Origin of the sequence: Streptosporangium sp. NPDC049644 (assembly GCF_040675205.1) — a bacterium.
Taxonomy (GTDB): Bacteria; Actinomycetota; Actinomycetes; order Streptosporangiales; family Streptosporangiaceae; genus Streptosporangium; species Streptosporangium fukuiense.
In genome coordinates this window covers 1-21851 of the sequence record NZ_JBFAOJ010000108.1, presented here as the reverse complement: position 1 = coordinate 21851, position 21851 = coordinate 1, and the positions used below count along the sequence as shown (strand labels likewise).

Here is a 21851-nt window from a genome sequence, read left to right as displayed (position 1 = left end):
GATGAGCTGCAGCGGTACCTTGCGGTGTCTGCACGTACTGGGCCGTCACGGCACCCGGCTCCAGGTCGCCCGTGGGGCGCCGTAGCGCAGGCCGTCGAAGAGGAGGGCAGTGATCTGTTGGGCCTCGCCCAGCCAGCCTTCCGTCGCGCGCATTCCGCAGATGCCGCCCAGGGCGCGCAGCAGGGTGGAGCCGGTGACGCCGCCGCGGACGGTGCCGGCCTCGGCGCCCGCGTCGAGCAACTGGGTGAGGGCGTTCGCCATCCGGGTACGAGCGGTCTCGAAGACCGGTGAGTTGGTCGCCATGATGCCCTCCAGGGCGACGGACATCCCTTTGCCCACGGCCGCGTGATCCACGAGCAGCAGCAGGAAGCGCCGCAGGGCCTCGTCCGGGGCGTGCCGGTTGAGGAGCGCTGAAGGTGCGGCGCACAGGTCGTCGACCTCCTTGCGGTAGACCTCCTCGATGAGGGCCTCGCGTGTCTCGAAGTGGCGGTAGAGCGTTCCGACGGCGACGCCGGCGCTGCGAGCGATGTCCTCGACGTGCGCGTCGGTGTCGCCGCCGAGGAACGCCTCCCGCGCCGCGGAAAGGAGCGCCTCACGATTGCGGCGCGCGTCGGCACGCAGCGGGCGTGATGACGACAACAGAACCTCCATAAGATGAGTCCGGTTCCGTTTGTGTATCGTTTCCGGAGTCAGGTTCATCTTACCGAGGAGACCTCATGACGATCACAGAAGAGGGACTGGACGGCCTTCGCGTGCTGGTCACCGGCGGCAGCCGCGGCCTGGGCGAGGTGACCGTCCGCCGATTCGCCGCCGCGGGCGCGACCGTGCTGACAGCCTCCCGGAGCAGGCCGAGCGAGGGCACCAGCGCCACGTTCATTCCGGCGGACCTCCGGACGGAGGAAGGCGTGGCGGAGCTCGGCCGACAGGTCATCGACCGCGTGGGCGGAGTGGACGTGCTCGTGAACAACGCGGGCGCGGCGAGCGCCCCGGCACCCCCCCTGAGCCGGTCGGACTAGTCCTGGCGGGCGGACCTGGAGATGAACCTTCTCAGCGCCGTACGCCTGGATCGGGCCCTGGTGCCGGGAATGGTCGAACGGGGCTCCGGTGTCGTCGTGCACGTCTCCTCGATCGCGAGCCGTCTCCCGCAGCGCGCGGAGGCGTCCTACGCCGCCGCCAAAGCGGCACTCAACACCTACAGCCGCGAACTGGCGACCGAGGTGGGCGGGCACGGGGTGCGCGTGGTGTGCGTCCTTCCGGGCTTCGTCGTCACCGACGGCGCCACCGCCCATCTCCGGCACATGGCCGACCAGCAGGGCGTCAGCCCAGACGAGGTCAAGCAGCAGATCGTGGATCACCTGAAGGTCCCGATGGGCCGCCCAGGAGACCCCGAGGACGTCGCCGAGATGATCGCGTTCCTCGCCTCCGGACGCGCGAAGTGGCTCACCGGAGCGCAGTTCCGCGTCGACGGCGGCATCATCCCGACCGTCTGACCACCAGCCGACACGAAAAACAGGACACCACCATGACCATCACCCTGAGTTCCGTGATCATCGACGCCGCCGAACCGGAGGCGGAGAGCACCTTCTGGCACCGGCTGCTCGGCGGCTCGATCACCCGCACGCCGAACCACCACTTCATCCAGGCCCCCGGCCTCCCGGTGGTCGTCATCCAGTCGGCCCCGGGACACGTCGCCCCGAACTGGCCGGACGGCACCTCCCAGCAGATGCACCTCGACTTCACCGTCGGCGACCTCGCCACCGCCGACCGCACGGCGACCGAAGCCGGCGCCAGCCGGCTGCGGCCCACCGACGACGTCCATCCGGAAACCCGGACCGGCAGCCGGGTCTACGCCAGCCCGGCCGGACACCCCTTCTGCCTGCGATCAGCCTGAGAGGCCGCCACTTCGCCGCACCGGCCGCCTGTCGTCAAACGAACGAATGACGACAGGCGCGACGGGCGTCCAATGAACCCCGATTTTCCGGAGCCCTACGGCGGCGCGGATCCGATCAGATCCGATGAGGGCTGATGACGGGGTTTGCCTGACAGCCAGGGTCGAATGCGACCACCACAGCGGGGAGCGGCATGGCCGACCTGGTCTACAAGCGGGTGTCGACCGATCGTCAGACCTGTCCACGACCGCGCGGCTCACGGCGGCTGTCCCATTCCAGGTGATCTCGGACGGCACGTACGTGATGGTCCTGCGGCAGTCGATCGGCGTCAAGCCGACCGGCGGCGGTTGCTCGGCCGACACGGCCAGGAAGGACCATGTGCTCAGCGGCGGCGAGCAGGTGCCGCTGGTACGCGACACGCTGCTGTGCGACCGCTTCCTGCTGGTGGACGGCAAGCTCAAGCCGGTGCTCGAAGTACGCAGCCGCCACGCCACCCGGCCGGAGTCTGCCAAGGACGCGCTGGGCACCGAGGACATGGAAGGGCGACCGTTCTACGAACCGGCGCGGGAACTGTCCGTACGGAACCTGAAGGATGGCCGGTTCACGGCGGTGCGGGTGCCGACCGCGACCAACGAGATGTGGCAGTGGCAACTGTTCGCGCACGATCGCGCTGAACGAGTACACCCACGTGGCCGGGGTCTACGACGGCTCCGATGCGATCGTGTACATCAACAGCGGGGCCGGCAGGCCGCCTCGTCTCGTACACCACTTCGCTGGACGTGACCCCGGTGGCTGCGGACGTGGGCCTGATGTGACCGCTCAGGGGCTGAGATGGGTCAGCACGGCCAGGAGCTGGAGCATGCTGTAGGCGGCCGCCATGTTCTCGGCGTTGAACGCCACCGTGCGGCCGGTTCTGGTGACGCCGGGAATGAGGACGGCGAGGTCTGCCGAGCGCGGCTGGTGCAGGTCGACCTCGATATCGAGCGGGCCTGGAGCCGACATGGGCCGATGGTCGGCGCGCAGTCGTATCGCCTGGCCTGCGCCCCACCGCAGGCGGTCGTGTGCCTCCTGCGGGTGCAGGGTGTCGGCCGCGTGCTGGCCGAGCCCTCGTTTGACCGGCACGGTGACGCCGCGGGGCACCAGCGCGCTGAACTCCTCGCAGGCCGCGGCATCTCCGCCGGCCAGCACGACGGGCACGCCATAGGAGCCGGCCAGCAGGGTGTTGATTCCGATCTCGCCGTGTGAGGCGCCGTTGATGCGGACGTCGAGGATGGCGTCGGCGATGGTGTGGGCGAGCACGGCGCCGGCGGCGCCCGCGCGGGCGTGGTACCCCACGAACATCGCTACCTGGGCGCCCGCCTGCAGGCCCGCCAGCATGCCCAGTTCGCGGGGTTTGCCGCGGATCAGCCGGGCACGTCGGTCGAGTTCTTCGGGCAGGATGTTGCGGTACGAGCCGTGGGCATCGGCCACCAGCACCTCGGCCGCCGGCTCGGCATCGATCACGCCTTCCACCACTGCGTTGGCCTCCGCCGTCATCAATCTGCGGCCGCGCTCGTAGTCGTGCCGCTCCGGGGTGGTCTCCGCCGGATGAACGATGCCGGCGATCCCCTCCATGTCCACCGAGATCAATACCTTGATTCCCATGGCTAGTTCTAGCACGTGCGCAGGGCGATGCCGCAGCCGCCGAAGAACGTCTCGAACACGTCGATGGGCAGGTCGAGGGGTTGTACAAGTGGATCAGGCCGTGGTCGTGGCCGGTGAGCAGGACCAGGTGCCCGCCCCGGCCAGGCGCGGGCAGGGCAGGACGGCGGGCGACCGGACCATCCGCGCCTGGGCCGGGGAGCTGGCGATCGGCCCTCTGCTGGATGCGCTCGCCGTCCGCCGTGGTGACGCTCGCGGTCACGGCCTGACCGGCCGGTATCGCACACTCAGCTCGGCCGTGGGGTCGCCGGCGCCGACCCGGTGAAGGTAGTGCGGCCGGCCGCCGGGGAGGTCCAGCAGCCGGATGCCCTCGCCGAGCAGCACGGGCGCGATGTGCAGGTTGATCTCGTCGAGCAGCCCGCGTTCGAGGAGCTGGCCACCGATCGTCGGCGAATGCACCTCGACGTTCTTGCCGCCAGCCGCGGCCAGTGCGATCCGTACCGCCTCTGCCACGTCACAGTCCAGGAATGTGACGCCGTCGGCGGGCTTGGCGTCCTCCGGATGGTGGGTGAGCACAAAGATGGGTCCGGTCCAGGCGCCGCCGTAGACGATGCGGGGATCCGGAAAGTGGTCCCAGCCGCGCCGGCCGCCCAGGACCGCGCCGGTGGTCTCGACGTACTCCTCGATCAGGCCCGGCTAGGGCGAGATGCCGGTCATCATCCAGTCCATCTCGTGGTTCGGTCCGGCCACGAACCCGTCCAGGGACATGGTGAAGTGCCAGAGCACCTTGCCGTTCGCGGCCTGCGGTTCGATGTCGTTCACTGCTGTCTCCTCTGCCGGCTGATTGCCTCGTACGGTATTGAGACGGCGTCCACCGCGGAATCTCATCGGTCCAGGGTGGGTGGGAGGTTGCACGTCCCGCGCCAGCGGCTCGGCGGCCTCGGTCAGGTCGCCGAGCTCCACCGCGGACATGTGGCCCCGAGGCGCCGGCCCGCCGGCAGGACAACCGAGACCCGGCGACGCGACGCCGGTAACACCTACAGGTGTGCGGCACTGGCAGGGGCCGCCTCCCTCGGGAACCACAGGTCAGGCGGCGGAACCGGCCATGGGGACTTTGGCGGCATGGCACGGTCAAAGGTCGGGGGTGGCGGGGCGGATGAGGCCGCTCTCGTAGGCGAAGACCACCACCTGGGCGCGATCACGCAGTCCGAGCTTGACCAGCACGCGGCTCAGATGCGTCTTGACCGTCGCCTCGGCCAGATGCAACCCCGCGGCGACCTCGGCATTGGACAGCCCGCGCGCCACCTGCACCAGCACCTCGTGCTCGCGCGCGGTCAGCTGCGCCAGCCGTTCGTCCCGCTCGGCAGGCCCCTGCGTCATCTGCGGCGCGAACCTTTCCAGCACGCGGCGGGTGACGCGTGGCGACAGCGCCGCCTCTCCCGCCGCGACGTTGCGGATCGCGCTCAGCAGCTCCTGTGGCCGGGTGTTCTTCGGCAGGAACCCGGCCGCTCCGGCCTTCAGCCCGGCGAAGGCGTACTCGTCCAGATCGAAGGTGGTCAGGATGAGCACGCGCGAGCGTGGGCTGTCGCGCACGATCCTGCGGGTGGCCTCGATGCCGTCCAGGCCGGGCATGCGCACGTCCATCAACACCACGTCCGGGCGCAGGTGCCGCGCCAGCCGGGCCGCCTGCTCGCCGTCATCCGCCTCCCCGGCCACCTCCATGTCCGGCTCGGCCTCGAAGACCATGCGGAAGGCCATCCGCAGCAGCGACTCGTCGTCGGCGATCAGCAGCCGGATCATCGTGGCGCTCCCAGGTCCAGCACGGCCAGCACCCGCCATCCGCCGCCCGTCACCGGTCCGGCATCCAGGGTCCCGCCGTAGGCGGCCACCCGTTCCCGCATGCCCGCGATCCCGCGCCCGTCGCCACGGAGCCCAGAGCGGGGCCCGGACACCCGGGTCTCGGCGTCGAGGAACCCAGGGGCGCCCAGCACAACCGGGTCGCGAACATCGGTGACCTCCACCTCGGCACGGCGCGACGACACTTCGACCCGCACATCGGCGCGGGCCCCGGGCGCGTGCCGCAGCGTGTTCGTCAGCGCCTCCTGAACCAGCCGGTAGATCGTCAGCTGGGCGGCGACGGGAACCGCCTCGCTGTCACCGGCCACCCGGACACACGTCGCCAGCCCGGCCTCGCGCATCCGCTCGGCCAGCGGACCGATCTCGGCGATCCCGGGCGCAGGCTGAAGTATCTCCCCGAAGCGATCCTCGCCCGAGGTGGCGCGGCCGGCGCCCAGGGAGCGACGCATGTCCTGCAGGGCTTGGCGCCCCGTCGCGGCGATCTGCTCCATCGCCGCCGCGGCCCGGTCCGGCGCGCTGTGGCGGACGTAGGCGGCGCTGTCGGCCAGCGCCACCATGACCGACAGGTTGTGAGTGACGATGTCGTGCATGTCGCGGGTCATCCGCGCGCGTTCCTCGGCGACTGCCAACCGTGCCCGCTGCTCGCGGTCACTTTCCAAGGAGGTCACGTACGCCCGCCGCACCCGCATCCACAGGCCGGTCATGAGGGCGGCGGCCGCCATCGCGCTCAGCGCGGCCGCCGTGAAGGGGAACCGGCCGGGCGGTGCCCAGCGGGCGGCGGCCAGCAGCACCCCGGCCTGCAGCACGAGCGCCGCCAGCAGGGTGTGGCGCCACGGGCGGCGCGCGGCGACCGTGTACAGGGCCACCAGGAGGGCGGCGTCGGCGGGAAGCTGCACGCCCAGCGCCCACTGGACGGCGGCGGCGAGGCCGATCACGCCCAGGACCGTCATCGGAGCGCGCCGTCTCCAGGCCAGCGGCGCCACCAGCGCCGTCTGCAGCGCGAGCAGCCACGGGGAACCCGCCAGCACCTGGCCGGGTCCGAGAGTGGCCAGGAACAGCGCGACGGCAAGCAGCGCGTCGGCGGGCACGGTCGACCATCGGCTCAGCGCGGCGAGGTGGGCCGCCGGATGGCCTGCTGGTTTCATGCACTTCACCCTAGGTGTCCTGCGGGTTCGCTCCCGCTCCTCCCCGGGGATGACCGTCATCCGAAAGTCGCATGCGCGCGCACGACCTCCGCCGCTGGCCCGCGAGTGTGCCGGGCTGCCAGCCTCGTCGGACATCCTTTTCCGTCTGAGGAGTCTTCGCATGCCCTTTGTCACGAAAAATACGGATCTGGCTATGGGTGCCAAGTCCACCGGCTCGTCTGCTGTTTCCAACAGCCCGGTGTCCGCCGTCTCGAAAGCCACGGGCAAGATCGCGGGACTGGCCGTGCTGGTGCTGGCGGTCTCCCTGCCCGCGGCCCGCGCCGACGCCGGGAGCCCGATCGGGGTGAGTCTGCCCGCGCCCGGCGGCCCCTATCCGGTCGGGACCGTGGCCATGCGGCTGGTCGACCGCTCGCGGCCCGATCCTCTGGTGGCAGCCAAGCCGTACCGGGAGCTGATGATCAGCCTGTGGTACCCGGCGGCGGGCGGCGGGCCGCTCGCGCCGCACATGGCGCCGCTGGCCGCCGCCGACTGGGATCGGCACTCGGCGCAGCCCCTGGGCATCGCCAAGGGCGCCGTCGCCTGGGCCGCCACGCGCACCCATGCCCGCGTGGGCGCGCCGGTCGAGCCGCGTGCGGGCAAGCTGCCGGTGGTGCTGTTCGGTTCGGGGGACGGCGGGCCGCGCACGCTGGGCACCACCCTGGTCGAGGACCTGGCCTCGCGCGGCTACCTGGTCGTCACCGTCGACCACACCTACGAGGCCGACCAGGTGGAGTTTCCCGGCCGACGCCTGGTGCGCGCCCTGCCGCTGCCCGCGAAGCTGACGCCGAAGGTCATCGCCAAGCTGCTGGCCAAGCACGCGGCGGCGCGCCTGGCGGATATGCGCTACGTCCTGGACCAGGTCACCGCCCTGGCACACGGCCGCCCGATCGGCGGCAAGCTGCCCACGGGGATGCTCGGCGCGCCCGACGCCTCGCGGGTGGGGGCGCTGGGACAGTCGCTGGGCGGGTCGGTCGCCGCGCAGCTGACTCGCGAGGACGCCCGCGTGGACGCGGGCGTCAACCTCGACGGCGCCTATGTCGGCTCGGTGGCCACGCGCGGTGCGACCAGGCCCTTCCTGCAGTTGGCGGTCGAGACCCACACGCGTGACAGCGAACCGAGCTGGAAGTCGTTCTGGCGGGCCTCGACCGGATGGAAGCGGGAGTTGCGATTCAAGGGCGCGGCCCACGGCTCGTTCACCGACCTGCAGCCGCTGCTGCCGCAGATCGCGGCCAAGCTCCCCAAGGTGCCGCTCGCGGACTACGTGGGCACGATCGACCCCGGCCGTTCGGTGGCGGCCCAGCGCGCCTATGTCGGGGCCTTCTTCGACCTGCACCTGCGGGACAAGCCGACCCGCCTGTTCGAGGGTCCCGACACTCACTTCCCCGAGGTCTCCCTCATCCCCTGACCCCACGAGGCCCGGCCCCCGCTCACGCGGCCGGTCCCCCGGTCAGGCATCCCGGACGGTGGTGCGGGGGAACTCACCTCCGCACCACCGTTGCGATCCCGCACGTCGCCACCCCGTCGAAGATGAGGGCCACACCCCGCATGACCGCCTCGGCCCGCAGCGCCCGGGCCCGGCGACAGCCATCCCCTGCGTCACCGACCCCGCGCCATAGCGCGCTGCCCCATACCAAGGCACTCCCCCGCTGCCTGGACCTGACAGACCTGACGGAGCTGCCGGCGTCCGGGCTGTAGGGCCCGGGGTCCCGGTGTTGCCCGATGACCGAGCGTGTGCGGCCGGCGCGTGGGGTGGCGGGCCGAGCCCTGGCGGGCGTCTCCTCACCCTGTGTCGGCTCGGCCGGGCGTCAAGACGGCGGCCACGAGGGCCGCGATGCCTGCGGCGACCGCGGCGAGGACGTAGCCGTTGGTGAACCCCGAGAGCGTGTCCCCGATCAGGCTGGCCGCCGCGACGCTGGAGATGGTGGCGGCTCCGACGGAGGCGCCGAACTCGTGGAATGTGCTGACGATGCCGGAGGCGATGCCGGATTCGTGCGGGGCCACCTGGCCCAGAGCGGTCGCTGAGGCGACGACGAACAGTGCGCCGGTCCCGGCGGCCGCGAGCGCCGTGCCCACCACCACGGTCGCGGGGTGCGTAGACAGGGCGGGCACGGCCATGCCGATCGCGGCGGTGAGCAGCCCGGCTACGGCGAGCCGGCGCGCTCCGGCCCGGGCGATGGCCCGGCCGGTGAGGTCGGCCCCGAGCATCGTCGCCACCGCGACCGGGAGGAACAGCAGACCGGTCTGCAGGGCACCGAAGCCTTGGGCGTGCTGGAAGTAGAACGTGCCGAGGAAGAACACCGCGATCATCAGCGCCGTTGCCATCACGATGAGGAACGTGCCGGTGGCCACCGGGCGCCGAGCCAGCAGCGCGACGTCCATCAGGGGCGACCTGGCGCTCTTCTGCCTGGCCACGAACGCCAGGTAGCCCAGCGCTGCCGACAGCAGGAGCCATCCGGTCGTGGCGGTGAGCCACCCGTGGTCGCCGGCACCGGTGATCACGTAGATCAAGGCGCCGGACGAGGCGGTGACCAGCAGCGCACCGAGCACATCGAGCCGAGGTCTGGGCTCGGCCACGCTGTGGTGCGGCAGCATCCGGGCAAGAGCGGCAAGAATCACCAGCCCGATGGGCACATTGACATAGAAGACCCATGGCCAGCCCGGCCCGGCGGTGAGCAGTCCTCCCAGCAGCACGCCAAGAGCCGCTCCCCCACCGCCGAGCGCGGACCAGATACCGAGCGCCTTGTTTCGCTCGTCACCGTCGAACAGGGTCACCAGCAGTGACAGGGCCGACGGAGACAGCAGCGCCGCACCGAGTCCTTGCGCGATGCGGCCACCCAGCAGCATGCCGGCGGAGTCGGCGAACCCGGTCACCAACGACGCCGCCGTGAAGATCAGCAGGCCGGCGAGGACCACCCGCCCGGCCCCGATCAGGTCGGCGAGCCGCCCGCCCAGCAGCATCAGGCCGCCGAACGTCAACGTGTACGCGCTGACCGTCCATGTCAGCGCCTCGCGGCTCAGACCCAGGTCGGTCTCGATGTGCGGGAGCGCGATGGCCACGACGGTGACGTCGAGGATCAACATCAGTTGGGCCACCCCGAGGAAGGCCAGGATGCGCCATCGCGACGGATGAGCCGACCTGTTCGGCGGAGATGCTTCGTGGATCTCATGTCGCGTCACCGGGAGCCTCCAGCTAACTCGTATGGTTATGTACGACTTCGAGCCGTGAGAGTAACACGTATGTCTCTGTACGAGTTAGGGTGGTGGCATGCCTACCGTCTCTGCCGGTCCGCGCCGGCGCGCGGACGCCGAACGCAGCATCGCCCGCATCGTCTCCGCAGCACGCAAGAGCCTGAGCAGTGATCCGGACGCGAGCGTCGACGACATCGCCAAGGCCGCCGGAGTGGGCCGGATGACGTTGTACGGCCACTTCCGCACCCGGGCGGAACTCGTCGAAGCCGCACTGGCCGACGCACTGCGCGCCGGTGAGGAGGAGCTGTCGTCCATCGATCTCACCGGGGACGCGCGAGAGGCCCTGGCCCGGTTGCTCGGCTCCAGCTGGTCCCTCATGGCCGAGTCCATGGCGTTGTTGAACGCCGCCCAGAAAGCCCTTCCCGCCGGGCGCGTTCGTGAGTTGCACGCCGCCCCCGCGCAGCGTGTCGAGGAGCTCATCCGCCGTGGCCAAGGCGACGGCGTGTTCCGCACCGATCTGCCGATCTCCTGGCTGGTCAATGTCCTGCACTACGTCCTGAAAGGCGCCGCGGAGGAGAGTCGCGCCGGGCGCATGGAAGCAGGCGGTGCCGCCCGCGCCGTCATCGCGACGGCACAGTCGATCCTGGTCGCCTTCCCGCCCGACCTTCATCCATCACCGAAGTAGCGCCATCCCATAGAGCCCGTTCTCCCCCAGGTGTCCTGTCGTTGCCGCGTCGCAGGACAGTCCTTCGCCGCCCGCACCCGTCTCGCCGTCCAGCAGCCTCGCCTGGCCGCAGCGCTTCGGCCGCGCAGGCCCATTTCATCGACGAATTCACCGCCGCCGTCGCCGACATCCTCCACGGCGACAATGCTCTCGCGCTGACCACCCCCACTCTCGGCGCACCCTCCTGCACCACGGCGTCGACATCCCCGTCGCCGAGTTCCTGAGCCTCTCCCGCCTGGACGACACCCCCGCCTGCGTCGACCTCGAACGGTCGGCGAACTCCCCACCATCAGCGAACAGGGCGTATCAGCCTTCACCGACCTGGGCTAACACGGTCACGTATGCCTGGCGACAGGAGTCGTGTCAACACCCTGGTTCCCCATTGGCAGCTTAACCCCTGGGGGGTATGTTAAAGTCGCGAACCGAGATACCCCGATGGGGTACATACGAGAGGAGAACCTTATGTGCACGGCATGTGCGTGCGGCCCCGCGGACGACACCTCCGCGCAGATGGAGACCGGAGTCGGGAGCGTCTATCAGGTCGGCGGGATGACCTGCGGGCACTGCGTCTCCTCGGTCTCCGCCGAGATCGGCAAGGTCGACGGCGTGAGTGGCGTCCAGGTCGACCTGGCCACCGGCGCCGTCACCGTCGGCGGGACGGGCTTCTCCGACGAGGAGATCCGCACGGCCGTGGAGCGGGCGGGCTACGCACTGGCCGACGCCTCGCCGGTCAGCGCCTCCTAGGGCGACTTCGCCCGAGAGAACAGACGGTGGGCGTGCACTGGCATGCACGCCCACCCTCGGGGCCGGCCCGACTTCGACATCACACCCAACCCCCATGACGCATCCTGCCACCACGGTGTGGATGCCAGAAATCAGGAGTGCGGCATGAACGCCGTCAACCCCCGCAGGTGGCAGGCACTCATCGTGCTCGCCGCCGCGCAGTTCATGGTCATCATGGACACCTCCATCATCGGCGTCGCCCTGCCCGACATGCAGCGCGACCTCGGCTTCTCCCAGGGCAGCCTGCAGTGGGTGTTCAACGCCTACGTCATCGCCTTCGGCGGTCTGCTGCTGCTCGGCGGCCGGCTGTCGGATCTGTTCGGCGCCCGCAAGGTCTTCACCACCGGCTGGATCATCCTGATCGCCGGCTCCGTCGTCGCCGCGCTGGCGGCCGACGCCTGGGTCGAGATCCTCGGCCGCGGCGTCCAGGGCGTCGGCGGCGCACTCATCGCGCCCGCCTCGATGACCCTGCTCATGACGCTCTTCGGCCACGACCCCCGCGAACTGGGCAAGGCCATGGCCCTGTACGGCGCGGCGGCACCGGCGGGAGGTACCGCCGGGGTGTTCCTGGGCGGCGTCATCACCGAATACCTCAGCTGGCCCTGGGTGTTCATCGTCTACGTCCCGATCGGCCTGGCCACCCTCGCGGCCGTCCCCGCCCTGCTGCCCGCCGTTCAGGGCAGGCGCGGTTCGGTCGACGTACTGGGCGCCATCGCGGTCACCGCGGGTATCGCCCTGGCGGTCTACGCCATCGTCCGGGCCCCCGGACAGGGCTGGGGCTCGGCCACCACGCTGCTGGAACTTGCCGGAGCGGTCGCGCTGCTGGCGCTGTTCCTGGTGATCCAGCGCACGGTCCGCGCCCCTCTCATGCCGCTCGGCGTGTGGAGGACGCCCGGCCTGGCCACCTCCAACCTCGCGATGGCGCTGCTGGGCGCGGCCTGGATCCCGATGTGGTACTTCCTCAACCTCTACCTGCAGCAGGTACTCGGTTACGGCGCCTTCCCCAGTGGTGCGGCGCTGCTGCCGATGACCGTCGCCATCATGATCTTCATGATCGGCGTCACCGCGAGGCTGCTGGGCCGCTTCGGCGCCAAGCCGCTGATCGTCGCCGGCCTGCTCGTCCTGGCCGCGGGCCTGGTGGGTTTGTCGCTCGCCAGGCCAGGCGGGACGTTCGCCGTCGATGTGCTGCCCGCCTCACTGATCGCCGCGGTCGGCATGTCCCTGGCCTACATCCCGGCCATGATGTCGGCCATGTCCGGGGTGCGCCCCGAGGAGAGCGGTCTGGCCTCCGGGATCGTCAACACCACCTACCAGGTCGGCTCCGCGCTCGGCCTGGCCGCGATGACCGCGATCGCCACCTCTCGGGGTGCCGCGGAGCTGGAAAACCTGCCCGCGCTCACCGGCGGTTTCCAGGCCGCCTTCATCGGAGCCGGAGCCGTGGCCGCCACCGGTGCCGTACTGACCCTGCTGCTCATGCGCACGCCGAACCAGGCGGCGCGAACACAGCCGGAGGAGCCCCAGCCGGCCGGTGTGTAACGGATCCGGGGACGCGTCGCAGACGCGTCCCCGGAACGTCGCAGCGAATTCCGCCCGATGTCCCCGAAAGCCTCCGGAATACGGTACGGGGGTATTGTGTTATGGAAGGCGACGACGAAGGGCGGGGACATGCACGGCTACACCCACAACAAGCAGGACCATTTGCGGCGGCTGCGCCGCATCGAGGGCCAGGCCCGCGGCCTGCAGCGGATGGTCGAGGAGGACAAGTACTGCATCGACATCCTCACCCAGGTGTCGGCGGCCAACCGGGCTCTGCAGTCCTTCGCGCTGTCCCTGCTGGAAGAGCACCTGGCGCACTGCGTGGCCGACGCGACCGCCAAGGGCGGCGCCGAGGCCGAGGCGAAGGTCAAGGAGGCCACCGACGCCATCGCCCGCCTCGTCCGTTCCTGATCGACGAAACCGGCAAGCAGAAGGAGCGATCGCCATGACCACCACCACCTACACCACCTACACCGTCACGGGCATGACCTGCGGCCACTGCGTCTCCTCCGTCAAGGAGGAGGTCGGCGAGGTCCCCGGCGTCACCGGCGTCGACGTCGACCTGGCCACCGGCCTGGTGACCGTGCGGAGCGAGAGCCCGATCGACGCGGCGCAGATCACCGCCGCGGTCCAGGAGGCCGGATACGAAGTGGTGCCCCCGTCGTGAACACGCCGGCCAGGCTGGGCACCTACGCCCTCGGACTCGCCGTGATCTTCGGCGGGGCTCTGGGGGTCGGCAACGCGGTGGGCGCGACCGCTCCCGCCCCCACGGCGAACGCTCACACGATCCACGTGCCCCCGGCTCCGAACCGGACGGGCGATCACGGAACCCACACCGAACCGTCCCCTGGTCCGGCGGCCGGGGAGTCCGTTCCCGGAGGTCTTCAGGTGTCCCAGGACGGCTACACCCTGATCCCCCGGGCCACCACGGTTGAGCCGGGCGAGGCGACGGATTTCCGTTTCAACGTGATCGGCCCCGACGGGAAGCCTGTCACCGCCTATCGGACAGAGCACGGCAAGAAGCTGCACTTCATCGTGGTCTCCCGCGATCTGGGCAGCTTCCAGCACCTGCACCCCGAACTGACCGGTGACAGCGTGTGGTCGGTGAAGCTGACCCTGCCGCAGGCGGGCGCGTACCGGGCGTTCGCCGACTTCGCTCCCGAGGGCGGCAGCGGACTGACCCTGGGCGCCGACCTGCAGGCCCCCGGCGCCCATGAACCCAAGGCGCTGCCCGCGACGAGCCGTACCTCCACGGTCGACGGTTACACCGTCATCCTGGACGGGGCCCTGACTCCCGGCGCGTCCAGCAAGCTCACCCTCAAGGTCAGCAAGGACGGCCACCCCATCGCCGACCTGCAACCCTACCTGGGCGCCTACGGGCACCTGGTCGCCCTGCGCGCCGGAGACCTGGCCTACCTGCATGTGCACCCCGACGGGGAACCAGGCGACGGCAGGACTCCCCCGGGTCCAGAGGTCACCTTCTACGCCGAGGTGCCCAGCCGCGGCGACTACCGGCTGTTTTTGGACTTCCAGCACGAAGGAACCGTGCGCACCGCCGACTTCACCGTCCGCGCCGGCCAGATCGTCGCACCCACGACACCTCCCACTCAGGCGGCTACCGCCGGCTCGCACGGCGATCACGACCACTGACGCCGGACATGACACGTGAAAGGAGAGGTGATGGCTTCCGTCACCGATGGCAGGCCGCCGACCGTCAGCGGCGGCGGACCCCGTTCCACGGCTGGTGGTTGCGGAAGCTGAGGTGGCTCAGCTCGGTCAGCTCCTCGGCCCGCGAGCCGGCCAGCCGAAGCGTTTCGATGACGGCCCACTGCCAGAACGCGAGGTTCTCCTCGCGGGAGACCTTCACCAGCTCGCCGGTGACCCGGTTTATCGCATGGACCGGGGGCCGCTCGTGGCGCTGGTCTTTCGTGGAAGTGCACAGCCAGAGGGCACCGAGCGCGGTGAATTCTTCGCCCAGGTCGACCTTCTGAGCCTCGTCCAGAAGTTCGCGCAGCCGGTGCCACTTGTCGTTGACGTGCTGGGACAGGGCCGGCAACAGTGGTTGCCGGTCGCGGGTGCGGCGGGCCATGCGTTGCGCAGCCGGTCGCAGCGAGTTCAATCGTGTGGCGGGAGATGGCCGAGCTGGTGGTCGGCGGCGTTGAGCGCTTCGTCGACCAGGCGTCGCAGGTGCCCGTGGCGCAGGGTGTAGATCACGCGGCGGCCTTCTTTTCGGGTGGTGACCAGGTCGGCCAGCCGCAGGCGGGCCAGGTGCTGGCTGACGGCCGGGCGGGCGAGGTCGCAGGTCGCGGTGAGCGTCGTCACGTCCGCTTCTCCTTCGGAGAGCTTCTGCAGCAGAGCCAGGCGGGTGCGGTCGGCCAGCAGGGACAGGATGCTGGCGGCCACTGTCAGGCGTTCGCCCTGGTCGCGCTCTTGCGAGTCGTGCGCACCTGATAGGTGCATGCGTGCGCTCATATGCACATAATGAGGGATAGGCGGCCTGCCGTCCAACCGGCCCACCTCGATGTCCCCCGACGCGCACAAGCTGGAGCTGCCATGAGCGATCCGAACACCCCTCACAAGCCGCACCGCCCTGACCGCCTACCGGGCGGCGACCCGAACGAACACGCAGACCACGGCCACCCCCATGGGCATGACCACGGGCATGGGGAGGCGAGCGGGCACGGCAGGGTCCGCGCGCTGCTGGCCCTCGCCGGGCACGCCTTCACCCCGCACGGTCATGACAGCGCCGACAAGACCGATGCGGCGCTGGAGTCCAGCAGCCGCGGCATGCGCGTGCTGGCCACCTCTTTTGCCGTACTCATGATGACCGCTGTGTTCCAGACGGTGATCGTGGCGTTCTCCGGCTCGGTCGCCCTTCTGGGCGACACGTTGCACAACTTCGCCGACGCCCTGACCGCGGTGCCGCTGGCGATCGCGTTCTCGGTCGGGCGCCGCGCGGCCACCCGGCGTTTCACCTACGGCTACGGCCGCGCCGAGGACCTGGCCGGGGTCGTCATCGTGGCCCTGATCGCCACCTCCGCGGGCCTGGCCGGGTATGAGGCCGTCAAGCGCCTGATCGCCCCCGAGAACGTCCAGGCGCTCGGCTGGGTGGCCACCGCGGGTGTGGTCGGTTTCCTCGGCAACGAGTGGGTCGCCCGCTACCGGATCAAGGTCGGCCGCGAGATCGGCTCGGCCGCGCTGGTGGCCGATGGCCTGCACGCCCGTACCGACGGTTTCACCTCCCTGGCCGTCCTTCTTGGCGCGGGCGGCGCCGCGCTCGGCTGGCCACTCGCCGACCCGATCGTGGGCCTGCTGATCACGGTGGCGATCTGCTTCGTGCTGCGCGACGCCGCGCGGGAGATCTACCACCGGCTGATGGACGCGGTCGACCCCTCTCTGATCGAACGGGCCGAGCAGATCGTCGCCCGAGTCGCGGGCGTGGAGCGCGTCGGCTCGATCCGGCTGCGCTGGATCGGGCACGCGCTGCGCGCGGAGGTCGACATCGTGGTCGGCCACGAGCTGTCGCTGGTGCAGGCGCACGCGGTGGCGGTCGAGGCTGAGCATCGCCTCATCCATGAGCTGCCCCGGCTGCGGGCGGCCACCGTGCACACCGATCCCGGCGGGCCGGAGGGCACCGACCACCACGCGATCCTGGCCGCGCACGCCTAACGTGGCGGTTCATCTCCCGGTGCTTGGCCAGCCGGGATCACCGGTCGCTGGCCGGCTGCCGGTCGATCAGCATCAGCTCAGGTCACGGGCGCTGCGCGCCCGTCTCCCCTGGATCGGCCTCGGCGGCGGGCGGCCGGGTCCCGGCCCTCCTGCCAGCGGGCCGGCGCCTCGGGCGAGATGCGGGCGCAGCGGGCCGGCGAGGCGAGCAGCGTGGGGGTGTTGGCGCCGTCTTCGGCGGCGTGCGTCAGCGCCGAATGACGCAGCTGGTGCAGCGTCTCCACTGCCCGCCATCAGCGCCGCCGTCGTCAGTGTGATCGCCAACCTCGCGCTCTACTTCGCCGAGCACACCTTGTTCGCCCACACTTTCAACTGGGTGTGGGGCCCGTTCCGTGCCCGGCTGCCCGAGCCGGGCACGCTCAGCCCGATCGTCCTGGGGATCCCGCTGGCCGCGCTGGTGATGACGTTCGTGCTGAAGTGGCCGATGCCGCGCATCCTGGGTATCTGCGCGCCGCTGGGCATGAGCACGGTCCTGCTGCCGTGAACCGCCGCACCCAGCGGCGGCGCCACCGGCCTCCGTCTGCCGGACCCACCGCCGGCCGCAGGGCTGTTCGGCCGTGTTCCCTGATCTCTTACCGTCCCCTTCAGCGGACGTGCAGGGTGACGGCGGCGGTGTGCAGGGTGCCGGCGGTCTGGAACTGCAGGAACAACCGCCAGTTGCCGGATGCGGGCAGGCCCACCATGAAGTCCAGGGTGGGGCCGCCGTGCCCGCCGGCGGCCTTGGTCTGCGGGTGAAGGTGGGCGAACGCCTGATCGCCCTGGTGAAAGGCGGTCAGGTGGGCGTAGGTGTCCAGATAGGGCTGCAGGTCGGTGACCGACTTGCCGTCCTTGCGGATCGTCACGGTCAGCGGGCTCATCATGCCGGCCTTCAGGTTACCGCGCAGGGTCAGGGTGTAGCCGTCGACCATGGTGGAGGCCGAGGGCGGCGGCAAGGCGGTGGTCGCGGCGGTGCCAGGGACGGTGAGGGTGCGGCTGAGCACGAAATCTCGGCCCTTGCCCGGCCCGGTGTCCGGGGTGAACTGGGTGAACAGCCGCCAGTGGCCGGGCTGGAGCGGGGCCAGGTGCGCGGTCCAGGTGCCGTCGCCGGTCATGGTGGGGTGGAGGTGCTGGAAGCCGGTCAGGTCCGAGCGGATGACGTAGAAGTGCAGCCGCCTGGTCTGGTTGAGGGCGAAGGCGGTGACCGGTGTGCCGCCGGGGCCGGTGATGGTGAACCGGTAGGTGGCCGCCTTGCCGGCCGGGAGGGTGGCGGTGGGGGAGGTCAGGGTGTAGCCGTCCTGCTGGGCGGACAGGCCGTTCCCTGGGGACATGCCGGGCATGGGTGTAGCGGAGGGGTTGCCGCCGGACGGCATCGACGCCGAGGCCGACGTGGGCGTACCGAGTGCGGGAGGGCCGGGGGTGTGGGAGCCGTAGGCGGCCGGCCCCAGCACCAGGCTCCCCGTGACGCAGGCCGTGGCGATGGTACGCCGCGTGAAGAGCGCACTCGGGAGAATCGGCACCGAGACCACCTCCTCACCAGCAGCATCGCGTCACCGCAGGTCAGGCGCCACCAAAGGCGCGGAGATCTTCAGGTGGCACCGCAGCCCGCTGCAGCGGGCCTCCGGACCTGGTTGAAGATCACGTTCCCGGTGCGGGTTCCCGCTGTCCCTGAACTGCTGTAAGGCCCCACGCGGGCCGGTGGACTGGCCTGCGACCACTCAGAGCGCTGAGGACAGGGGACCAACAGCGCCGCAGCCAGGACTTTCGGCCCCTGCGTGCATGACCCGGACGGTGAGATCATGACAGTGACACCGAAAAAGGGATCGGGATCGGCAGCACGACCAGAGCCGTGCCCGCCGCGTCGCCGATGCGGGGGTGAAAAAACGATGATGCCCTGGTATGGCCACAACCTGGGCGGATGGGGCTGGTTCGCGATGTCCGTCGGCATGATCGTGTTCTGGGGTGTGACCATCATCGTTGTCGTCGCGGTCGTCCGTGCCCTGGGCCGCTCCCAGGACTACCCGCGCCCACCTGCCGGGCCCTCCCCTGAGCAGGTGCTCGCCGAACGGTTCGCCCGCGGCGAGATCGACGAGGAGGACTACCGGCGGCGCCTGAGCACGTTGCGCACCTCCACCGCGCCGAACACCGATCCCGGGCCGCGCACCACGTCGTTGCCGCCCTCCTGAGCAGGAGGCCCGCCGATGAACATCGTCAAGAACACCAGGCGGGTCTATGGCCTGTACGCGCTCGTTTTCGTCGCAGCCTGGGTCGGCGCGTTGGCACTTGGCATGCCCGGCCGCGTCCTCATCCTGCTGGCCGTCGTCGCCGCCTGCCCGCTGATGATGTTGTTGATGGGGGATACGCGCGGTGATCGCGGCGATGGGGGCCGGCACACCGGACAGGGGAACCCGCCTCACTCTCACCGGCCCGGGCGGTAAGCGCCGGGCCCGCGCGTGAGCACGCCGACGCTCAACCTGCGGCCGGGAAGGTGCGCGGCAGGCGCAGTTGTTTGAGGGCCAGGGCGTTGACCGCGACGATGACACTGGAGCCCGACATCGACAAGGCGGCGATCTCCGGGCGCAGTACCAGGCCGAAGGCGGGGGCTAACACGCCTGCGGCGATGGGCATCGCGATCGTGTTGTAGCCGATCGCCCAGCCGAGGTTCTGCCGCATCTTGCGCAGGGTGGCGCGGCCGATGCGCAGCGCGGCGGGCACGTCGAGGGGGTCGGAGCGCATGAGCACCACGTCGGCGGTCTCGATGGCCACATCCGTGCCGGCGCCGATGGCGATGCCCAGGCCGCGGGCGTCGGCGTGAGCGGCGATCGCCTGGGCCAGCGGGTGCTCGGACTCGCGCTCCACCGCGGACACCAGCCGCAGCAGCTCGTCCTCGCCGGTCCCGCCGTCGACGATGACGTCGGTGACCTCCGGCTCTCCTTTGGTCAGGGTGCCGGTCTTGTCCATCACCACGATCTGGACGCGGGCCGAGGTCTCCAGCGCGATCGCGTTCTTGAACAGCACGCCCCGCTTGGCACCGAGCCCGGTGCCGACCATGATCGCCGTGGGGGTGGCCAGGCCGAGCGCGTCCGGGCAGGTGATGACCACCACGGTGATGGCGAACAGGATCGCCACACCGAACGGCGCACCGGCCAGTAGGACCAGGCGGCGAAGGTGAGCGCGCCGCCGACCAGTGCCACCAGCACCAGCCAGAAGGCCGCCCGGTCGGCCAGCCGCTGCCCGGGGGCCTTGGAGTTCTGGGCCTGCTGCACCAATTTGACGATCTGGGCCAGGGCGGTGTCGGCGCCGACCCGGGTGGCGCGTACCCGCAGGGTGCCGTTGCGTTTGATCGTGGCGCCGATGACGGTGGAACCCGGTTGCTTGTGCACCGGCAGGCTCTCACCGGTGACCATGGACTCATCCACCTCGCTGTCGCCGCCCTCGACCACCCCGTCGACCGGGATCTTGACTCCGGGCCGCACCAGCGACAGGTCGCCTTCAAGAACCTCGGCGGTGGGCACCTCGACCGGCTCGCCATCGCGCAGGACCGTCGCCTTGGGCGGGGCCAGATCCAGCAGGGTGCGGATGGCGCGGGGAGGCCGCGCCCTCAGTCCCACCGTGATCCACGCGCTCGGCCGGGATCACGTGGGCTTCGTGCCCGGCGGCCCCGGTTCGCGCTGTGCCGTCCACATGGGTGCCGCGACCGGGTGTGTGCTGTTTCGGCAGCATGGTGATGCCGTGGGAGGCGGGAGGGTGACCTTTGTGGCCGGTGGGTGGGGGGTCCGGCTCGGTCATCGGATCGCAGATGTGAGAGGGCACCGACTGACCGGCGCGGTGATACCCGCATTCGATCACCCAGGTGCGCAGCTCGGCCAGACAGGTGCGGGCTGGGTCGAACACCACGGTCGCCGTCTGGGCCACCGGGTTGACCTCCACCTCCAGCCCCCCGGGCGGCGGCCGAGGCGGACCGCGACGACGTTCTGCTCCGAGGCCCACCGCAGTCCGCTGACGTCGAGGACCGCAGTACTGCGCTCCTTGCCGGTGCCGTGCCGGGCGTCCGTGTGATCTGTCATGGCCTTTCTCCTTCATGCCGGAGGGCGCCGAGATCGAAACCCTCCTGTCGCCAACCGTGAATTTCTCCGCCGAACGCCCCCCCGCTGACCGGCGTCGCCGGCATACGGGCCCGACGAGGAACAGCCCCACCCCAGGCTCCGCTCACGGCGGTGTTTCCGTGCCGAACATCATGTCGTTCTCCTTGAGGAGGCCATGCCCAGATCCGAGAGATCTCCAATCGGAGGGAATGGCCCACAAGTTCCACGCCGGAGTCTCGGTTCGGCTTCCCACGAGGGTGCGCCGGCGTTGCCCGGGGTACATGGCGGCGCGTACGGCGAGGACGGACGCCGGTATCGGACCTACCCGCTACCCGTCGGGGAGAGGCAGGCACCTGTGGGCATGCGAGGCATGCTCCGCTCGCCGGACCAGGCTGCCGGAACATCCCGGCATGCTGATCACTGCGCACCGTGCGGGCGAACCCCGCAACCTCATGCCGCTACCACCGATCATGGAGTGCGAGAAGCGCGCCCCATGTTCCGCCCCGCCCCGATGCCCCAGGCCGAGCAACTGATCTCAAAGCTTGGAGACACTCCCCTCACCCCTGATCCGGGCTCGGTCTGCCTGGCCGTGCTCACCTCGTTCCTTCTCCTCATCGGTATGGCATCCATGCGGATGCGGCGGACCTCACAAGCCCGAGTGGCCGGTGCCTCACCGAGGCCACTCCTCACCCGCCCACCCCCGCGAAGGACGGCCCTACGCCTGGCGTGTCTCTCGGTTCTACCGAGCTGTGGGCCGGTGCTCCGGCGTTCACGCCGGAGGTGAAGGCCCGCGCGAAAGTGCCCGCCAGGGCGCGAGCGTGCCCTGGCCTTCCGTGCCCGTGAGCAGGCCGGCTCACACGGGTCGTTGCTGCTGTTCGAGGTACTCCTTGGGGCCGTGAGCGGTGCGTCGCTCGCGGTTGCGGCGAAGGAGGAGCCGGACCGCGAACGCCCGCCCCACAGGGGGCGGCGGACGTGAGCGCTGTATTCCTTGCCGAGCATCCGCCACCACGTGCGCGTGAAGGCTGTGCACGACCTGGCGTCCGGTGCCTACCTCGGGGTTCGGATTCCACGGCGGTGACGTAAAGCGATGGATGCGATCACGGCGTGGAGTCGGTGAAACGCAACCGGGCGCACAAGGCGCGGCTTGATCTCAGGGCGGCCCAGGAGGCCGTGCCGGACGCTCAGGCGCACACCGCCCGCGCGCTGTGGAACCTGCTGCATGAGTACTTCACCTTCCGCCAGGGCCGGTTCGCGACGGTGA

Annotated in this window: 26 protein-coding genes and 1 pseudogene; 14 read left to right on the top strand and 13 right to left on the bottom strand. The window is 70.5% G+C overall.

What is annotated here, in order from left to right:
• Nucleotides 1–45 precede the first annotated feature (45 nt).
• Nucleotides 46–639 (bottom strand): TetR/AcrR family transcriptional regulator, encoded by a 594-nt coding sequence (locus AB0J58_RS37730; RefSeq protein ID WP_364224889.1) that lies wholly within the window; start codon nucleotides 637–639, stop codon nucleotides 46–48.
• Between the two features lie 77 nt (nucleotides 640–716).
• Here AB0J58_RS37730 and AB0J58_RS37725 point away from each other — a divergent pair.
• From AB0J58_RS37725 to AB0J58_RS37715, 3 genes and pseudogenes are all read left to right on the top strand, one after another.
• Nucleotides 717–1490: pseudogene (locus AB0J58_RS37725) on the top strand (oxidoreductase).
• 32 nt (nucleotides 1491–1522) lie between these two features.
• Nucleotides 1523–1891 (top strand): VOC family protein, encoded by a 369-nt coding sequence (locus AB0J58_RS37720; protein ID WP_364224887.1) that lies wholly within the window; start codon nucleotides 1523–1525, stop codon nucleotides 1889–1891.
• 277 nt (nucleotides 1892–2168) lie between these two features.
• On the top strand, nucleotides 2169–2672 hold the full coding sequence (locus tag AB0J58_RS37715; RefSeq protein ID WP_364224885.1) for a hypothetical protein: 504 nt from the start codon (nucleotides 2169–2171) through the stop codon (nucleotides 2670–2672).
• 36 nt (nucleotides 2673–2708) lie between these two features.
• On the opposite strand, the gene AB0J58_RS37710 is transcribed toward AB0J58_RS37715, so the two are convergent.
• The 5 genes from AB0J58_RS37710 to AB0J58_RS37690 form a co-directional block, all read right to left on the bottom strand.
• The gene (locus AB0J58_RS37710) at nucleotides 2709–3533 is read right to left on the bottom strand and encodes a M55 family metallopeptidase (RefSeq protein WP_364224883.1); all 825 of its coding nucleotides are present in this window, start codon (nucleotides 3531–3533) and stop codon (nucleotides 2709–2711) included.
• Between the two features lie 255 nt (nucleotides 3534–3788).
• On the bottom strand, nucleotides 3789–4106 hold the full coding sequence (locus AB0J58_RS37705; protein WP_364224881.1) for a dihydrofolate reductase family protein: 318 nt from the start codon (nucleotides 4104–4106) through the stop codon (nucleotides 3789–3791).
• Nucleotides 4107–4226: 120 nt separating this feature from the next.
• Nucleotides 4227–4352 carry a hypothetical protein gene (locus tag AB0J58_RS37700; protein WP_364224879.1) on the bottom strand — a complete coding sequence of 42 codons (126 nt, stop codon included), beginning with the start codon at nucleotides 4350–4352 and terminating at the stop codon, nucleotides 4227–4229.
• Nucleotides 4353–4661: 309 nt separating this feature from the next.
• A complete protein-coding gene (locus tag AB0J58_RS37695) occupies nucleotides 4662–5330 on the bottom strand; it encodes a response regulator transcription factor (protein ID WP_364224877.1) in 669 nt (222 codons plus the stop codon).
• A complete protein-coding gene (locus tag AB0J58_RS37690) occupies nucleotides 5327–6532 on the bottom strand; it encodes a histidine kinase (protein WP_364224875.1) in 1206 nt (401 codons plus the stop codon). The genes AB0J58_RS37695 and AB0J58_RS37690 overlap by 4 nt, the downstream gene beginning before the upstream one ends.
• Nucleotides 6533–6725: 193 nt before the next feature.
• Here AB0J58_RS37690 and AB0J58_RS37685 point away from each other — a divergent pair, with 193 nt between their 5' ends.
• Nucleotides 6726–7976: a lipase gene (locus AB0J58_RS37685; protein ID WP_364224873.1), complete on the top strand. Its 1251-nt coding sequence runs from the start codon at nucleotides 6726–6728 to the stop codon at nucleotides 7974–7976.
• 374 nt (nucleotides 7977–8350) lie between these two features.
• Here AB0J58_RS37685 and AB0J58_RS37680 read toward each other — a convergent pair whose 3' ends face one another.
• The gene (locus AB0J58_RS37680) at nucleotides 8351–9664 is read right to left on the bottom strand and encodes an MFS transporter (protein ID WP_364224899.1); all 1314 of its coding nucleotides are present in this window, start codon (nucleotides 9662–9664) and stop codon (nucleotides 8351–8353) included.
• A gap of 172 nt (nucleotides 9665–9836) precedes the next feature.
• On the opposite strand from AB0J58_RS37680, the gene AB0J58_RS37675 reads away from it, so the two are divergent.
• The 6 genes from AB0J58_RS37675 to AB0J58_RS37650 all read left to right on the top strand — a co-directional run bounded on the left by AB0J58_RS37675 (nucleotide 9837) and on the right by AB0J58_RS37650 (nucleotide 14453).
• Entirely contained in the window at nucleotides 9837–10445 is a 609-nt protein-coding gene (locus AB0J58_RS37675) for a TetR/AcrR family transcriptional regulator (protein WP_364224871.1), read from the top strand.
• A 501-nt stretch (nucleotides 10446–10946) separates the two neighbouring features.
• Nucleotides 10947–11228, top strand: coding sequence for a heavy-metal-associated domain-containing protein (locus tag AB0J58_RS37670; protein WP_364224869.1), 282 nt, complete (start codon nucleotides 10947–10949; stop codon nucleotides 11226–11228).
• Nucleotides 11229–11372: 144 nt separating this feature from the next.
• Nucleotides 11373–12803, top strand: a complete 1431-nt coding sequence (locus tag AB0J58_RS37665) for an MFS transporter (RefSeq protein ID WP_364224867.1) — start codon at nucleotides 11373–11375, stop codon at nucleotides 12801–12803.
• Nucleotides 12804–12932: 129 nt separating this feature from the next.
• Nucleotides 12933–13214, top strand: coding sequence for a metal-sensitive transcriptional regulator (locus AB0J58_RS37660; RefSeq protein ID WP_343964222.1), 282 nt, complete (start codon nucleotides 12933–12935; stop codon nucleotides 13212–13214).
• 34 nt (nucleotides 13215–13248) lie between these two features.
• Nucleotides 13249–13470: a copper ion binding protein gene (locus AB0J58_RS37655; protein ID WP_364224865.1), complete on the top strand. Its 222-nt coding sequence runs from the start codon at nucleotides 13249–13251 to the stop codon at nucleotides 13468–13470.
• Nucleotides 13467–14453, top strand: a complete 987-nt coding sequence (locus tag AB0J58_RS37650) for a hypothetical protein (protein ID WP_364224863.1) — start codon at nucleotides 13467–13469, stop codon at nucleotides 14451–14453. The genes AB0J58_RS37655 and AB0J58_RS37650 overlap by 4 nt, the downstream gene beginning before the upstream one ends.
• Nucleotides 14454–14517: 64 nt before the next feature.
• Here AB0J58_RS37650 and AB0J58_RS37645 read toward each other — a convergent pair whose 3' ends face one another.
• Nucleotides 14518–14892 (bottom strand): hypothetical protein, encoded by a 375-nt coding sequence (locus tag AB0J58_RS37645; RefSeq protein WP_364224861.1) that lies wholly within the window; start codon nucleotides 14890–14892, stop codon nucleotides 14518–14520.
• A 26-nt stretch (nucleotides 14893–14918) separates the two neighbouring features.
• Complete coding sequence (locus AB0J58_RS37640) at nucleotides 14919–15275, bottom strand: metalloregulator ArsR/SmtB family transcription factor (protein ID WP_364224859.1); 357 nt, start codon at nucleotides 15273–15275, stop codon at nucleotides 14919–14921.
• 81 nt (nucleotides 15276–15356) lie between these two features.
• Here AB0J58_RS37640 and AB0J58_RS37635 point away from each other — a divergent pair, with 81 nt between their 5' ends.
• A complete protein-coding gene (locus tag AB0J58_RS37635) occupies nucleotides 15357–16472 on the top strand; it encodes a cation diffusion facilitator family transporter (RefSeq protein ID WP_364224857.1) in 1116 nt (371 codons plus the stop codon).
• A gap of 77 nt (nucleotides 16473–16549) precedes the next feature.
• Here the strand turns inward: AB0J58_RS37635 and AB0J58_RS37630 are convergent, their stop codons facing one another.
• Nucleotides 16550–16753, bottom strand: coding sequence for a hypothetical protein (locus AB0J58_RS37630; RefSeq protein ID WP_364224855.1), 204 nt, complete (start codon nucleotides 16751–16753; stop codon nucleotides 16550–16552).
• Between the two features lie 29 nt (nucleotides 16754–16782).
• Between AB0J58_RS37630 and AB0J58_RS37625 the strand changes: the two genes are divergently transcribed.
• A complete protein-coding gene (locus tag AB0J58_RS37625; protein ID WP_364224853.1) occupies nucleotides 16783–17013 on the top strand; it encodes a hypothetical protein in 231 nt (76 codons plus the stop codon).
• A gap of 100 nt (nucleotides 17014–17113) precedes the next feature.
• Here AB0J58_RS37625 and AB0J58_RS37620 read toward each other — a convergent pair whose 3' ends face one another.
• Complete coding sequence (locus AB0J58_RS37620; RefSeq protein ID WP_364224851.1) at nucleotides 17114–18025, bottom strand: hypothetical protein; 912 nt, start codon at nucleotides 18023–18025, stop codon at nucleotides 17114–17116.
• Between the two features lie 366 nt (nucleotides 18026–18391).
• Here AB0J58_RS37620 and AB0J58_RS37615 point away from each other — a divergent pair, with 366 nt between their 5' ends.
• Both AB0J58_RS37615 and AB0J58_RS37610 read left to right on the top strand, forming a co-directional pair.
• Nucleotides 18392–18691 (top strand): SHOCT domain-containing protein, encoded by a 300-nt coding sequence (locus tag AB0J58_RS37615; protein WP_364224849.1) that lies wholly within the window; start codon nucleotides 18392–18394, stop codon nucleotides 18689–18691.
• 15 nt (nucleotides 18692–18706) lie between these two features.
• Nucleotides 18707–18943, top strand: a complete 237-nt coding sequence (locus AB0J58_RS37610) for a hypothetical protein (protein WP_364224847.1) — start codon at nucleotides 18707–18709, stop codon at nucleotides 18941–18943.
• 31 nt (nucleotides 18944–18974) lie between these two features.
• Here the strand turns inward: AB0J58_RS37610 and AB0J58_RS37605 are convergent, their stop codons facing one another.
• The gene (locus AB0J58_RS37605) at nucleotides 18975–19466 is read right to left on the bottom strand and encodes an HAD family hydrolase (RefSeq protein ID WP_364224897.1); all 492 of its coding nucleotides are present in this window, start codon (nucleotides 19464–19466) and stop codon (nucleotides 18975–18977) included.
• On the bottom strand, nucleotides 19466–20116 hold the full coding sequence (locus tag AB0J58_RS37600) for a hypothetical protein (RefSeq protein WP_364224845.1): 651 nt from the start codon (nucleotides 20114–20116) through the stop codon (nucleotides 19466–19468). The genes AB0J58_RS37605 and AB0J58_RS37600 overlap by 1 nt, the downstream gene beginning before the upstream one ends.
• Nucleotides 20117–21851: the final 1735 nt, after the last annotated feature.

Excerpts from the sequence above, each read along its gene's own strand:
- AB0J58_RS37720 (WP_364224887.1), top strand. The coding sequence starts at position 1,523 with ATGACCATCACCCTGAGTTCCGTGATCATCGACGCCGCCGAACCGGAG.
- AB0J58_RS37710 (WP_364224883.1), bottom strand. The coding sequence starts at position 3,533 with ATGGGAATCAAGGTATTGATCTCGGTGGACATGGAGGGGATCGCCGGC.
- AB0J58_RS37695 (WP_364224877.1), bottom strand. The coding sequence starts at position 5,330 with ATGATCCGGCTGCTGATCGCCGACGACGAGTCGCTGCTGCGGATGGCC.
- AB0J58_RS37690 (WP_364224875.1), bottom strand. The coding sequence starts at position 6,532 with ATGAAACCAGCAGGCCATCCGGCGGCCCACCTCGCCGCGCTGAGCCGA.
- AB0J58_RS37685 (WP_364224873.1), top strand. The coding sequence starts at position 6,726 with ATGGGTGCCAAGTCCACCGGCTCGTCTGCTGTTTCCAACAGCCCGGTG.
- AB0J58_RS37675 (WP_364224871.1), top strand. The coding sequence starts at position 9,837 with ATGCCTACCGTCTCTGCCGGTCCGCGCCGGCGCGCGGACGCCGAACGC.
- AB0J58_RS37670 (WP_364224869.1), top strand. The coding sequence starts at position 10,947 with ATGTGCACGGCATGTGCGTGCGGCCCCGCGGACGACACCTCCGCGCAG.
- AB0J58_RS37665 (WP_364224867.1), top strand. The coding sequence starts at position 11,373 with ATGAACGCCGTCAACCCCCGCAGGTGGCAGGCACTCATCGTGCTCGCC.
- AB0J58_RS37660 (WP_343964222.1), top strand. The coding sequence starts at position 12,933 with ATGCACGGCTACACCCACAACAAGCAGGACCATTTGCGGCGGCTGCGC.
- AB0J58_RS37655 (WP_364224865.1), top strand. The coding sequence starts at position 13,249 with ATGACCACCACCACCTACACCACCTACACCGTCACGGGCATGACCTGC.
- AB0J58_RS37645 (WP_364224861.1), bottom strand. The coding sequence starts at position 14,892 with ATGGCCCGCCGCACCCGCGACCGGCAACCACTGTTGCCGGCCCTGTCC.
- AB0J58_RS37640 (WP_364224859.1), bottom strand. The coding sequence starts at position 15,275 with ATGAGCGCACGCATGCACCTATCAGGTGCGCACGACTCGCAAGAGCGC.
- AB0J58_RS37635 (WP_364224857.1), top strand. The coding sequence starts at position 15,357 with ATGAGCGATCCGAACACCCCTCACAAGCCGCACCGCCCTGACCGCCTA.
- AB0J58_RS37615 (WP_364224849.1), top strand. The coding sequence starts at position 18,392 with ATGATGCCCTGGTATGGCCACAACCTGGGCGGATGGGGCTGGTTCGCG.
- AB0J58_RS37610 (WP_364224847.1), top strand. The coding sequence starts at position 18,707 with ATGAACATCGTCAAGAACACCAGGCGGGTCTATGGCCTGTACGCGCTC.
- AB0J58_RS37605 (WP_364224897.1), bottom strand. The coding sequence starts at position 19,466 with ATGGACAAGACCGGCACCCTGACCAAAGGAGAGCCGGAGGTCACCGAC.